Genomic DNA, 13824 nt, shown 5'->3' on the forward strand with positions numbered 1-13824 from the left:
CCGGTCGCGGTTTCCTGCGTGCCCCTCGCACGCCGTCGGCAGAAAAATCGGATGCGGTCATTACCAGTTGAGAAGTTCGGGGCGGCCGGCGAAACGGACCGGCTGCCCCGAGCGAAGTCACTTCTTCTTTTTCTTATCCTTCTTGTCCTTCTTGGACTTCTTCGACTTCTTCGCCATGATGGGCCTCCCTTCGCGAGGTTCCGGGCTGCCCCCTGGTGGGCCGCGCTGCCGGTTAACGTTACGGAAACGGCAGGTGGGCCGGGGGGATCCGAAGATGAACAAGAGGTGTCTTCGGTCACGCCAGCATCACGGCCCGTAACGGGCCACATCGGTACGACTCAGGCCTGCACCAGCGCCCAGCAGAAGGCCGCGAAAGACCCGAGACAGAGCAGCGTACGGGCGTGGTTCCAGGGCACCCAGCGCGGTTCGAAAGCCCGCCGGACCGCGCCCGGATCCGCGGTGTGCCCGGGCGGCCCGGCCGCGTCGAGCGCGTTGTTGAGCGGAATGTGCAGGCCGAAGGTCAGTGCCAGTTGGGCGGCGTACAGGGCGAGGCCGATCAGCGCCGGCACGAAGACGGCGGCCAGCCCCGACACCGCGTACAGAATGGTGGAAATGGCGCCGAAGACGAGTGCACCGCCGAAACAGCTCAGGAACCAACCGTTCGTGATCGCGGTGTTGATCCTTTGCATGACCTCGACGAAGACCGCGGCGTCCGCTCGCTGCAGGGCGGGCATGACCGAGATCGAGTACGCGTAGAAGAGGCCCGCCATCATCCCGGTGGTCACGGTGGCGGCGAGCAGTACGGCGATCCGCATGGCACAGCACGCTAACGAGGCCGCGCCACACCCGGGAAGGGCGTGACGCGGCCTGTTGTCGAAATAGTGTCAGCCGATCTTGACGTTGAAGATCGGGGCGGCGGCGAGCTTGCGGAACGCGCTCAGCGACGAGGCGGTGCTGTTGATGCTGATGTCGCGGTTGCCCTCGTCGTCGTTCTTGGTGTCGAAGTACACGATCGCCTTGATCGCCGGGCGCTTGGCCAGCTCGGGCAGCACGCTGTTGTACACCGGAGCCTTGTCGGCCCGGTAACCGATGCGGTGGTAGGCACCCCACTCGGCGACCATGATCGGCTTGTTCTTGCGCTCGGCCCAGTCGTAGAAGCCGGTGCCGCCACCCTTGGGCGCGCGGTCCAGCAGGTCGTTGAACTTGCCGTAGTGGTAGTAGCCCTTCTCGGCGCTCACGTAGGAGTCGAGACCGATCCAGTCCACGACGTTGTCACCCGGGTAGAGGTCCTTCCACCAGGACTGCGCCATCCACTTCTCGTTGCCCATGTAGGCCAGCACGTTGACCGCGTTGGTCACGCCCTTGGCGCGCAGGCGCTCGATGGTGTGCCGGTACATAGCGGCGAAGTCCTTGGCCTCCCAGCCGCTGCCGCGACGGGCCACCACATCGTTCTCCGGCTCGTGGTTGAGAACCAGGAAGAACTTTTGGCCGTACGCCTTCACGCGCGCGGCGAACGCGTCGATGCGGGCGTCCTTCTCACCCTTGGCGACCTTGGCCCAGTTCGAGCCGTACGCGATCTTCCAGTTCAGCAGCAGCACCCGCGGCTTGGCCGCGTCGCGGGTCATCGCGATCTCCGACCTGGTCGGGAACGGCTCGTCACCCTTGTGGTACGTGTGGAAGATCGTGGCGGTGCGACCGCTGAGGTTCTCCCAGCTGCGCAGCTCGACGTCGCGCGGCTTGGTGGTGAAGCCGCCGGCCGCCGCGCCCCACAGCACGCCGCAGGACGGCACCAGCAGGTCACCGGTCACGCAGTTGGTGTTCGCCGCCGCCGCGTTCCGCTGGGCTGCGCCGTCCGCCGCCTGGGCGGCCGGAGCCATCGCGACGGCACCCGCCCCCGCCAGCAGACCGGACAGGACCAGACCGAACCTCAGCAGCTTTGAACGACGCAATGTTTTCTCCCCCGTCTGTCCGGCCGCTGTTCGGCCGGGCATGCGGAAGAGATTTCCGGGCGGGCGGTGCACGGCAAGTGCCATCGACGGTGCCGCCCGGTTGCTTCGACTTCCGCCGACCGTGTTGCGCAGCGGCCCCGGGCGAGGTAGCCAGAGCAGATGATGCCGATCATCGACGGGCACAACGACCTGCCCATGCGGTTACGAGGCCAGTTCGGTTACCGGGTGGAAGGGCTCGACGAGCACCGGCCGGAGTTGCAGACCGACCTGCCGCGCCTGCGGGCCGGCCGGGTGGGCGGCCAGTTCTGGTCGGTGTACGTGCCGTCGGACCTGCCCGAGCCGGAGGCGGTCGCGGCGACCATGGAACAGATCGACGCGGTGTACCGGATGGTGGCCGCGTATCCGTCGGACCTGGGCATCGCGTACAGCGCGGACGACGTCGAGCGGATCATCGCGGACGGCCGGATCGCGTCCCTGATCGGCATCGAGGGCGGGCACTGCATCGCCCGGTCGCTCGGCGTGCTGCGGTCGTTCGCCCGGCTCGGCGTGCGTTACATGACGCTCACCCACAACCACCACACGGCCTGGGCCGACTCGGCCGCGCACCCGCCGGCCGTGCAGGGCCTGACCGACGAGGGCCGGGCCGTGGTCCGCGAGATGCAGCGGATCGGCGTGCTGGTCGACCTCGCGCACGTCGCACCGGTCACCATGCACGCGGCCCTGGACACCGCGTTCGCCCCGGTGATCTTCAGCCACTCCGGCGTCCGCGCGCTGCACGACCACGTGCGCAACGTGCCCGACGACGTGCTGACCCGGCTGCGCGACAACGGCGGCGTCCTGCAGCTCACGTTCGTGGCACCGTTCATCTCGGCCGCCGCCAAGGAGTGGCTGGACGCCGCCGACGCGGAATGGCGGCGCCTCGGCCTGCCGCAGATCTTCGGCGACTGGCCGCGCGCCCCGTTCCCCGGCGAGGACCCGGCCGACGTGCCGGCCTGGACCACCACCGACCCGATGACCGAGCCGGCGTTCCGCGCCTGGGTGGCGGCCCACCCGCGGCCCGAGGTGACCGTCGCCCAGGTGGCCGACCAGGTCGAGCACGCCCGGGACGTGGCCGGCATCGAGCACGTGGGCCTGGGCGGCGACTTCGACGGCACCATCGACCTCCCCACCGGCTTGACGGACGTGTCGGGCTACCCGCGGCTGCTGGCCGAGCTGTCCGGCCGCGGCTGGAGCGACCGCGACCTGGACAAGCTCACCGGCGGCAACATACTGCGCGTGCTGCGCGAGACGGAACGCCTGGCCCAGGAGCCACTGTGGCCACTCGCGCCGGCCCGCTGACGCCGACCTAAGTCGCCCGGCGGCCGACCTTCGGCCGTCGCGGCGCTGCCGTCGGCGCGGCCACCCTGGAGGCATGATCCAGGCGGAACATCTGACCAAGCGGTACGGGCGGCAACCGGCCGTCGACGACGTCTCGTTCACCTGCGAACCCGGCACGGTCACCGGTTTTCTCGGGCCGAACGGCGCCGGCAAGTCCACCACCATGCGGATGATCTGCGGGCTCACCGAGCCCACGTCCGGCTCGGCCACGGTCTGCGGTACGCCGTACCGCCGCCTCGCCAACCCCGGCCGCCGGGTCGGCGTGCTGCTCGACGCGTCCGCCCAGCACGGCGGGCGCACCGGGCGCGAGGTGCTCACCCTGGCCGCGCTGACCATGGGCGTGGACACCGCCGAGGTGCGCCCGGCGCTGGAGCGGGTCGGGCTCGGCCCGGCCGCCGCCAGGAAGCGTGTCCGGGCGTACTCGCTCGGCATGCGGCAGCGTCTCGGCCTGGCCGGCGCGCTGCTCGGCGGCCCCGATGTCCTGATCCTGGACGAACCGGCCAACGGGCTCGACCCGGAGGGCATCTTCTGGATGCGCGGCCTGCTGCGCGACTTCGCCGACAACGGCGGCACCGTGTTGCTCTCCTCGCACCTGCTGCGCGAGGTGGAGGCGGTGGCCGACCGGCTGGTGGTGATCGGCGCCGGCCGGGTGGTCGCCCAGGGCAGCCGGGACGAGTTGCTGGCCGGCACCGGCACGCTGGTGCGCGCGCTCGACCCGGACGACCTTCGGCAGGCCCTCGCGCGGGCCGGGCTGGCCGGCACGCGGACGACCGACGGGGGCGTCGTCGTGCCGGCCGGCGCCGAAACGGTCGGGCGGGCCGCGGCCGACGCCGGGGTGGTGCTGCTGGAACTGCGCCCGGCCGGTTCGGGCGGCCTGGAGCAGATGTTCCTCGAGCTGACCGGAGGCGTTCGATGATCAGGCTCATCGCGGTGGAACTGCGCAAGCTGGCCGACACCCGGGCCGGGTTCTGGCTGCTGCTGATCACCGGTCTCGGCACCGCCGGCACCTCGGCGATCATGCTCGGCTGGGCGCCGGACAACGAGTTGACGTTCGCCGGCTTCTTCGCGTTCGGCCTGGTGCCGCCGACGTTCCTGCTGCCGGTGGTGGGCATCCTGTCGATGACCGGCGAGTGGTCGCAGCGCACCGCGCTGACCACGTTCACCCTGGTGCCGGCGCGCGGCCGGGTGATGGCCGCCAAGCTGGCCGCCGGGGTGCTGGTGGCGATCGCGACGGTGGCGGCCACCGCGCTGCTGGCCGCCGCGGCGACGCTGCTCGGCGGCACCGGCGTCTGGACCATCGCCGGGTCGCTGCTCTGGCAGGCGCTGCTGCTGCAGATCCTGTTCGTGCTGATGGGCATGGGCTTCGGCGCGCTACTGATGAACTCGCCGCTGGCGATCTCGGCGTTCTTCCTGCTGCCGACGATCTGGGCGGTGCTCAGCGAGTCGATCCGGCAACTGGCCCGGGCGGCCGAGTGGCTCTCGCTGACCCTGACCACGGAGGCTCTGTCCGAGCCGTCGATGACATCAGGGGAGTACGCCCGGCTGGCCGCGGCCGCCGGGGTCTGGATCGCCCTGCCGATCGTCCTCGGATGGTGGCGGGTGGTTCGGCGCGAGGTGTCCTAGTTTTACCGCCGGCCGGCCCGGGTACGCGCTTGTCATGCCCATCGGAGCGCAGCCACCCGGCCGGCGTGGGACGGTCGAGAAGCCCTACAGTGCGCTGAACCTGCGGCTGATCCTGGCCGCGTTCGGCTTCGTGGTGTGCACGGTGCTGGCCGTCCTGCTGTTCCGGGCCGGCTGGCCGGTCCCCGGCTGGCTGCTGGTCGGGTGGGCCGCGGTCGCCGTGGTGGACCTGGTCGTCGTGCAGCTCCGGCGCCGGGCCCGGGGGCGCGGACACTCGATGTTCGAATAGCGCGTGTTGCCGATCCGCAGGTCGCGTGCCGGGTAGCGTCCCCTTTCATGGATCGTGTCCGTTTTGTAGCATTTGCGGTCGTCGCCATGGCGGCCTCGTTCCTGTCCGCTCCGGCCTCGGCTCATCCGGCGGCCGGTCCCGGCTCCGACATACGCGAGCTCGACCGGACACAGTTCACCCTCGGCGACCGGAAGCTGCCGGAACGGCCCCGTTACCGGCCCGGCCTCCCGCAGTCGCGCCGGGCACCCGCGGTCACGCCGGCGGTCGGCACCGACCGGCAGTGGCTGGGCCTGGACGAGACCACCGGCAAGTTCTATCCGAAGACCTACAAGCTGCGCGCGGTCGGCAAGTACGTCGAGGTGTGGGTGGCGCACGACCTGGCGTTCCCCACCGGCGACTGCCGCGCGGACGCCGTCGAGATCACCGACAAGCACGTCGCCGCGCTGGTCACCGAGTTCGACGAGAAGATCTATCCGATCGAGACCGCGGCGTTCAGCACGCCGCCCAGCCGGGACGGCACCCGGGCGTCCATGACCGGCGACTTCACCGGCGACGGGACCAAGACGGTCACGCTGATCGACAACGTCCGGGACGCCAATTACTACAAGTTCCCCAAGTCCGTCACGTACGTGGCCGGCTTCTTCTCGCCGAACCTGAGCGAACTGTTCGACCGCAACGTCATGACGATAGACGCGTACGACTGGAAGCACCGGTTCGGCGCCAAGCCGGCCGACGAACCGACCGACGACCTGTGCACCAGCCGGCCGGCCCGGCCGCGGATGTACGAGGCGACGTTCGCACACGAGTGGCAGCACCTGCTCGAGTACTACGCCGACCCGGACGAGGAACTCTGGCTCAACGAGGGACTGTCCGACTTCGCCCAGACGCTGGTGGGCTACGCGGACGGCCGGGCCACGGTGGACGATCCGGGCAACGACACCCACATCGTCTGCTTCCAGGGCTTCGGCAACATGAAGACCAAGTACAACGCGAACCCGCGCGAGTGCGGCGGCCCGCAGAACTCGCTGAACCTGTGGGACGAGGGCGCGCCCACCGAGGTGCTGGCCGACTACGGCAACGTGTACCAGTTCCTGCTCTATCTGCGCGACCGCTTCGGCATCGGGACCGTCTCGATGCTGCACCGGGACGGCCTGCGGCGCGGGCTGGCCGGGGTGCAGGCGGCGCTGCCGACCGGCACCAGCCTGTACGACGTGCTGCACGACTACCAGACCATGACGCTGGTCGACAAGTTCGTCGGCGAACCGGGCGGCACGATGGCCGGCGTGCCGCGCGACCGGGTGACGGCGGCGAGCGTGCGGTCCACGGTGAACTTCGAGAACGTGACCGCCTACGACATGCCGGGCGCGGCCCCGAACGGTGCCGACTATCTTCTCCTGCCCAAGCCCCTGCGCACGCTCGAGTTCACCGGCGCCAAGACGCTGCCGCCACTGCCGACGGGCTGGCGGGTGGCCGAGAAGACGCTCTTCTCCGGAGCCGCGAACGACCTGGACTCGCACGCCGTCCGCGAGGTCACGGTGCCCGCCGCCAAGCCGGTGCTCACCCTGGAGACCTCGTATGACATCGAGGACTCGTACGACTTCGGATATGTCACCGTCTCGACCGACGGCGGCCGGACCTACCGCCCGATCGCCGGTGACCGCACCGTGCAGGGCAAGCTCGGGCCCGGTCTGAGCGGCGCCAGCGGCAAGGTGGTCAACACCAAATACGACCTGCAGGCGTACGCGGGACAGAAGGTTTTGCTGGGTTTCCGGTTTGTCAGTGACGGGGCCGTGAGCAAGGGCGGCTGGCGGATCGGCCGGGTCACCCTGAACGGGCAGGTGCTGTCCGACGGCACCACGCTGGACGGCTGGCGGTCACCCACCGCGATCCGGCCGGCGCCGGTACACAACTGGCACGTGACCCTGGTCGGCCTGGACGGCAACCGGGCCAGGCGGGTGCCGCTCGAGAAGTTCGCACAGCTCAAGGACTATCCCAAGGTCGTCGCCATCGTGGCCTACGACGAACCCACCGAGAAGATCAAGCAGTACGCCCCCTACCGGCTCGTCGCGAACGGCAAGCTCCAGCCCGGAGGTGGCATGCCGTAAACATTGACACTGTCATTGTGACAGTGTCAGACTCGTCAGCGTGTGGACTCTGGAAGAGTTGGTCGAGCGGGTGCGCGAGGCGCTGGCGGGCGAGGCGCTGGCGGGCGAATACCCCGGCGCGCCCAACGGACGCGTCCGTGACGTGCCCGACCGCCGCGCCATCCGGTGGTACACGACGATCGGCCTGGTCGACCGCCCGCTCGGCATGCGCGGGCGCACCGCGCTCTACGGCCCCCGCCACCTGCAGCAGCTTGTCGCGATCAAGCGGTTGCAGGCGGTGGGGCGCAGCCTGGCCCAGATCCAGGCCGAATTCACCTGGCTCACCCCGCAGGGCCTGTCCGAGACCTCCCGGGTGCCCGATCATCTGCTGACCGGCGCCGGGCTCGCACCCGACGAGCCACCCGGCCACGCCCGTCATCGCTTCTGGGCCGACTCCCCCGCCGCAGCCGGTCCGGCCGATCATCACGCCCCTGCCGACACTCCGGCCGCGCCCATCACTCCGGCCGCGGCCATCACTCCGGCCGCGGTCGCCGCGGCCGTGCCGGCGCCGGTGCACGGCGTGGCGCTCGGCGGCGGCGTCATCCTGCTGCTCCCCCACCCCGTCACCGACCGCGACCGCGCCGACCTCGCGGTGGCCGCCGCCCCCCTGCTCGACCTGCTCGAAACCCGTGGCCTGACCGATAGGAGAAAGTCATGACCCTTTCCGTGACTCCGATGGGCCCGGGTGAGCTCGGCCGCATCCGGATCCTGCCCGACAGCGGCTTCGGTTCGCTGCAGACCGACCGGGGCAACCTGCCGCTCGACCGGCTCGACGTGCGGGCCCGGATCAGCGGTCTGGTGGCCCGCACGGTGGTGGTGACCGAGTTCGTCAACGTGCACGACACCGCGCTCGAGGCCACCTACATCTTCCCGCTGCCCGATCGGGCCGCGGTGACCGGCATGACGATGACCGCCGACGACCGCACGGTCCAGGCCGAGTTGCAGGAGCGCGGCGCGGCCCGCGAGGCCTACGACGCGGCGATCGCGTCCGGCCGGCGTGCGTCGATCGCCGAGGAGGAACGGCCCGACGTGTTCACCATGCGGGTCGGCAACATCCTGCCCGGCGAGCGGGTCACGATCGAGCTGAGCCTGGTCGGGCCGCTGCCGTTCGAGGACGGCTCCGCCACATTCCGGTTCCCGCTGGTGGTCGCGCCGCGCTACGTTCCCGGTGTGCCGCTGCCCGGCCCGTCCGTGGGCGAGGGCCGCACCCCCGACACCGACGCGGTGCCGGACGCCTCCCGGATCACGCCGCCGGTGCTGCTGCCCGGCTTCCCCAACCCGCTTCAGCTGTCGCTCGCCGTCGACATCGACCCGGCCGGGCTCGAGCTCGGCGACGTCCGGTCCAGCCTGCACACGGTGACCGGCGAGGGCGGCACGCTGCGCATCGCGCCGGGCGAGCGGGCCGACCGCGACTTCGTGCTCCGCATCGGCTATGCGGGAGGTGCCGAGAGCGCGATCGCGGTCCCGGACGAGTCCGCAGACCAGCCCGAGGGCGTCTTCCACCTGGTCGTGCTGCCGCCGGCCGACACCGCCGCGGCCCGCCCCAAAGACGTGGTGCTCCTGCTCGACCGCTCCGGCAGCATGGGCGGCTGGAAGATGGTGGCCGCCCGGCGGGCCGCCGCCCGGGTGGTCGACACGCTGACCACGGCCGACCGGTTCGCGGTGCTGACCTTCGACCACCAGATCGACCGGCCGGACGGCCTCGGCGACGAGCTGGTCGAGGCGACCGACCGGCACCGGTTCCGCGCCGTCGAGCACCTGTCCCGCGTCGACGCCCGGGGCGGCACCGAGATGCTGGCGCCGCTGACCGCCGGGCTCGGCCTGCTGCGCGCGAGCGAGGGCCGCGACCGGGTGCTGGTGCTGGTCACCGACGGCCAGGTGGGCAACGAAGACCAGATCGTCCACGACATCACGCCGCTGATCGGCACCACCCGTGTCCACACGGTCGGCATCGACCGCGCGGTGAACGCCGGCTTCCTGGGCCGGCTGGCCGCACTGGGCGCCGGCCGCGCCGAGCTGGTGGAGAGCGAGGACAGGCTGGACGCCGCCATGGAGCAGATCCACCGCCGCATCGGCGCGCCGGTGGTCACCGACCTGCGGGTGACCGGCGACGGCCTCGACCTGGTCGACGACGAGCGCAGTCCGGCACGGCCCCCCGGCCTCTACCCCGGTGTCCCGCTGGTCGTGGCCGGCCGCTACCGGGGCGCACCGGCCGGCCACCTCACGGTCACCGGCCGCACCCGCGACGACCACGAGTTCCGCACCACGGTCGCCGTGCAGGAGCGGCACGAGCCGGCCGTCGCCGCCCAGTGGGCCCGGGCCCGGCTGCGCGACCTCGAGGACGCGTACGCGGCCGGCGACCGCAGCCTGGAGCAACGAATCGTGGCGACCTCGCTGCGGTACGGCGTGCTGTGCCGGTTTACCGCGTTCGTGGCGGTGGACAGCCGGGTGGTCAACGAGGGCGGCACCTCCCGCCGCGTCACCCAGCCGGTCGAACTGCCCTCCGGCTGGGAGTCCCCGGCGGACGCCGCACCCCCCATGATCATGATGGCCGGCGCCGCCGCTCCCGTGCCGCCGCCGATGCCCGCGCCGGGCGGCGCACCGAAATTCGCCCCCGTCCGGGCCGACTCCCCCCGGTCCCGATCGCTGAGGACCGCGGCCTCGCTAGCCGCCATGCCCACCGGCATCATGGCCGGCGGCGCGCTCGGCGCCCGCAGCGGCGCCCCGTCCCCCGACGAGGTGCGCAGCATCGCCGCCACCGAGGCCCGCCGCCTGACCGAGGCCGCCGCGTTGCCCCTTTACGAACGCCGCGACCTCCTCGACGACCTGACCAGCCGCCTGACCGTCCTGGTAGGCACCCTGCCCTCCGACAAACAGTTCACCCCCATGCGCGACCTGGTAACCCTCCTCAACGGCGACGCCCCCTTCGACGAAAAGTGGACCACCGCCCTACAGGTGCTATCCACCTTCGGCGCCACCGCCCCCGCACCCACCACCTCCGCTGCCAACGCACCCACAGCCGCCGCACCCACAACCTCCGCTGTCACCGCCGCACCCACCACCTCCGCACCCTCCGACCCCGCCGCCGCAACCACGCCGCCCACCCCTCCGACCAAGCCCGAGCCCCCCACCCGAAAGGCCTTCTGGAAACGCTGAACAACAACCAGCGGCCAGCCCGACATCCGCACCCCGAGCCACAGGGCGCCCGGGAAGCGGCGGGCCGGCCGCCAAACCTGCCCGAGCCGGCCGGGCGCGGGGCGTTCCGGGAAGGCCCGTAACGGCGGATGCCCCGCCCGAGGAGTCGGGCGGGGCATCCGGATCACTTTGCTGGGCGGCGGTCAGTGGACCGGCGGGCGCACCTTGTCGGCGCCGGTCGCCGGCAGGCCGTGGGCGGCGATCTCGGCCGGGGTGGCCGTGCGGAGGTCCAGGCCGGTCTGCTGGGCCGTCAACTCCTGGGCCGTTGCGTCCGAGGGCAGCGGCTTGCGGAACGGCTGCTCGTCACCCACGCAGGTGGTTCCGGGTGCGGGCAGGGCACGGTAGAGCAGGTAGCGGTCAGTGGTTCCGGTGGCGCAGGCCGACGAGCCGTAGGCGGTGTGGCCCCAGTTGTTGCTGGACAGCAGGCGGCTGTTGGGCAGCAGGCGGGACGCCTTCACAGCGTCCGCGTAGTTGGTGGCCGGGTCCCAGAAGTTGCCCACCACCAGGACCGGGTGGCGGGTCTGCTTGGTGAACGGGCCGGTGTAGGCGTCCTCGTCGCGCACCGTCCAGTTGTCCCCCGCGCACTGGACGCTGGCCCACGCCCAGGCGCGGCCGAAGTAGGTGGCGCGCTTGTCGGCTCGAGCCGACGCCTTCGGCCACGCCGAGCCGCGGGCCGGGTGGCGGCCGTCGGTGCACATCACGGCGGCGTAGGCGTCGAACGAGTTGTCGTACGGGAACGCGCGGCCCTCGGCCTGGCGGACCATGCGCTTGACCAGGGCCTCGGCGCTGGCGGTGCGGTCAGCGGTCGGCACGAAGCCGGGGGTGGTCAGTTCGTACAGTTCGGCCGACAGGTCGGTGACCTCCGCCCCGGCCTGCTGCTCGTAGAGCGCGCCCAGCACGGCGCCGATGAAGACCGCGTACGTGACGCGCACGCTGCCGACGTCGATCGGCTTCTTCTTGAGCCGCTCGGCGATCACCCGGAAGCGGTGCAGCGGGCTGCCGCTGAACCGGCACTTGGCGGGGCCGGCCGCGTCGCAGCGGCGCATGATCTCCACAAAGGCCTTCCAGGCGCCGTCCGCGGAACGCAGCCGGTCGTCCTGCACCTGGCCCGCGGTGGCCGCGGAGCCCACCCAGGCGCGCGGGTTGATGACGCCGTCGACGGCGATCGCCCGGAAGCGGTCCGGGAACATGTTGGCGTAGTACTGGCCCAGCGCGGTGCCGTAGCTGAAGCCCAGGTAGGTGAGCTTGCTGTCGCCGACCGCGCGGCGCATCACGTCCATGTCGCGGGCCACCTCGGCGGTCGACATGGCGCCGGCCAGTTCACGGCCGGTGGTCGAGCAGGCGCGCGCGGCCTTCGCGGCGGCCCCGGTGAACGCCTTCTCCTGAGCGGCGCCCAGCGGGAAGCCCATGTTCAGCACGTTCATCGTCGGCGTCTGGCGGGCCGTGTCGCCGAAGCAGTTCACCTGGTCGCTGAAGCCGATACCGCGCGGGTCCATGCCGACCACGTCGAAGCGGTCCAGCAGAGAATCGCTGAGGAAGTACGGGGCGGCCAGCGCCATCGCGACCGACGAGCCGCCGGGACCGCCCGGGTTCACGAAGAGGCTGCCGATCCGGTTCTTCTGGTCGCGCGCCTTCACCCGCAGCAGGGCGAGCGTCACCTGCTTGCCGCGCGGCCGGTCGTAGTCGAGCGGCACCTTGACGGTCGCGCACTGCGCCCAGCCGTAACAGCCGTACCAGCGCAGCTTCGGGGTGGCGACCCGGTCGACCCGGCGGCGCTCGGTGGCGCTGGTCCGGGCCCAGGCCGCGGACGAGACCACGGAGTCCGCGGCCGGGGCGGCGGCGACCGGCGTGGGCGCGATGAGCGTCCCGGCCAGGACCAGGCCCGCGGCACCGGCGGCGAGCAGGCGGGAGGTGAGCGACATGCGTGACCTTCCTGGTAGCCCGGCGCCCATGTCGCCCCGGATGTACAGAAAGGTAGGTTCGCGGCGGATCGGCTTGGTTCGCCGTTATGGTGTAGCTCCGTTGCGGATGCCAAAACTGTCGCCTACCCGACTCTCGCATATATCGTCGCAGGTCAATGTGTGCTCTGTCGGGTCGTCGGCCCCCTCGCGCGGTAAGTCGGTTGTGCGGCGGCAAGCATGCATCGGCGCTCGCGGGTAGGTTGATCGGTCGATCGACTCGATGGCGGCGGGTGATTCGTTGACGGACCACGACTACGGCGAGGATCGCGATCCTCTGCTCGTACGGCCGTTCGTGCTCGGCGACTCGACCAGCAGCCCCGCTGACGAGCCGTCCGGACAGACATGGCCGTCCGCGACCACGCGCGAGGTCCGTTCGCACCGCGCTCTCGAGGGCGCCGACGCCCCCACCGCGATCTTCCGGGTGGTGACGCCCCGCCGCCGTCTCCGGCCGCTCAGCCGCAACCGGGTGCTGATCGTGGCCGCGGCCGGCCTGGCCCTGCTGGTCGGCGGCGCCGCCGTGGGAATGGCCACGCTGCGTCCCGATGACACCACTCCGCCGAGCGCGGTCGCCCTGGACGATCCGCCGCCGCTGGCCACCGGCGGCCCGCTGGCCGGCACCCCCTCCCCCGTCGCGTCGCCGTCCGCGTCGAGCCGCAACGGCGCCCCGCCGGCTGACCCGCCACGCGCCGGCGGCCCGGCGACGTCCGGCGGCGCCGGCCCCGCCGTACCCGGCACCGCGGGCGTGCCCACCTCGGCCGTCGGTGCCACGACGGTCAGCCCGTCCGCCACCGACGGTGACCGCGCCGCCCCGTCCCCGCCGAACGCGCTCGTCCCCGACCAGCCCACCGGCACGATCCGCGGGCAGAACGCGCTGTGCCTCGACCTGAACGGCGGCGTCGCGGTCGAGGGCAACTTCATCCAGGTCGCCACGTGCAACGACACCCCAGCGCAGAGCTGGACCCTGGCCACCGACGGCACCTTGCGGGTGGCCGGCATGTGCGCCTTCATCACCGGTGCCAACACGGTGGCCATCACCAAGTGCGACGGCCGCACCACCGCCCAGTGGAAGATCTCCGGCCAGCTGCTGATCAGCGCCGCCACCGCCCGCTGTCTCACCGACCCGTCCGGCGGCACCCGGTCCGGCACCCCAGTCCGCGTCAACCCGTGCGACGGCACCGCCACCCAGCGCTGGTCACTGCCCTGAGGCGCCGATCAACCGCCACCCAACGCACCCACCGCCCCAAGGCGCCGATCAACCGCCACCCAACGCCACCCACCGCCCCAAGGCG

At 71.8% G+C, this 13824-nt stretch carries 11 protein-coding genes; 8 read left to right on the top strand and 3 right to left on the bottom strand.

All coding sequences use genetic code 11. From position 1 onward, the window contains the following. Positions 1-338: 338 nt before the first annotated feature. A complete protein-coding gene (locus Ari01nite_RS12210) occupies positions 339-815 on the bottom strand; it encodes an anthrone oxygenase family protein (RefSeq protein WP_203781301.1) in 477 nt (158 codons plus the stop codon). Between the two features lie 69 nt (positions 816-884). Continuing rightward, positions 885-1949 (bottom strand): glycoside hydrolase family 26 protein, encoded by a 1065-nt coding sequence (locus tag Ari01nite_RS12215; protein ID WP_239162690.1) that lies wholly within the window; start codon positions 1947-1949, stop codon positions 885-887. A gap of 159 nt (positions 1950-2108) precedes the next feature. On the opposite strand from Ari01nite_RS12215, the gene Ari01nite_RS12220 reads away from it, so the two are divergent. From Ari01nite_RS12220 to Ari01nite_RS12250, 7 genes are all read left to right on the top strand, one after another. Continuing rightward, complete coding sequence (locus tag Ari01nite_RS12220) at positions 2109-3287, top strand: dipeptidase (protein WP_203781303.1); 1179 nt, start codon at positions 2109-2111, stop codon at positions 3285-3287. A 73-nt stretch (positions 3288-3360) separates the two neighbouring features. Then, a complete protein-coding gene (locus Ari01nite_RS12225; protein WP_203781304.1) occupies positions 3361-4242 on the top strand; it encodes an ABC transporter ATP-binding protein in 882 nt (293 codons plus the stop codon). Then, the gene (locus tag Ari01nite_RS12230; RefSeq protein WP_203781305.1) at positions 4239-4949 is read left to right on the top strand and encodes an ABC transporter permease; all 711 of its coding nucleotides are present in this window, start codon (positions 4239-4241) and stop codon (positions 4947-4949) included. Before Ari01nite_RS12225 ends, Ari01nite_RS12230 begins: the two co-directional genes overlap by 4 nt. A 34-nt stretch (positions 4950-4983) precedes the next feature. Further along, positions 4984-5235, top strand: a complete 252-nt coding sequence (locus Ari01nite_RS12235; RefSeq protein ID WP_203781306.1) for a hypothetical protein — start codon at positions 4984-4986, stop codon at positions 5233-5235. An 86-nt stretch (positions 5236-5321) separates the two neighbouring features. Continuing rightward, complete coding sequence (locus Ari01nite_RS12240; RefSeq protein ID WP_239162691.1) at positions 5322-7340, top strand: M6 family metallopeptidase; 2019 nt, start codon at positions 5322-5324, stop codon at positions 7338-7340. 40 nt (positions 7341-7380) lie between these two features. Further along, positions 7381-8037 carry a MerR family transcriptional regulator gene (locus tag Ari01nite_RS12245; RefSeq protein WP_203781308.1) on the top strand — a complete coding sequence of 219 codons (657 nt, stop codon included), beginning with the start codon at positions 7381-7383 and terminating at the stop codon, positions 8035-8037. Continuing rightward, positions 8034-10535 carry a VIT domain-containing protein gene (locus Ari01nite_RS12250; RefSeq protein WP_203781309.1) on the top strand — a complete coding sequence of 834 codons (2502 nt, stop codon included), beginning with the start codon at positions 8034-8036 and terminating at the stop codon, positions 10533-10535. The genes Ari01nite_RS12245 and Ari01nite_RS12250 overlap by 4 nt, the downstream gene beginning before the upstream one ends. Positions 10536-10717: 182 nt before the next feature. Here Ari01nite_RS12250 and Ari01nite_RS12255 read toward each other — a convergent pair whose 3' ends face one another. Further along, entirely contained in the window at positions 10718-12496 is a 1779-nt protein-coding gene (locus Ari01nite_RS12255) for an alpha/beta hydrolase (protein ID WP_203781310.1), read from the bottom strand. 277 nt (positions 12497-12773) lie between these two features. Here Ari01nite_RS12255 and Ari01nite_RS12260 point away from each other — a divergent pair, with 277 nt between their 5' ends. Further along, entirely contained in the window at positions 12774-13739 is a 966-nt protein-coding gene (locus Ari01nite_RS12260; protein WP_203781311.1) for a ricin-type beta-trefoil lectin domain protein, read from the top strand. Positions 13740-13824: the final 85 nt, after the last annotated feature.

The organism is Paractinoplanes rishiriensis, from assembly GCF_016862375.1.
GTDB lineage: Bacteria > Actinomycetota > Actinomycetes > Mycobacteriales > Micromonosporaceae > Actinoplanes > Actinoplanes rishiriensis.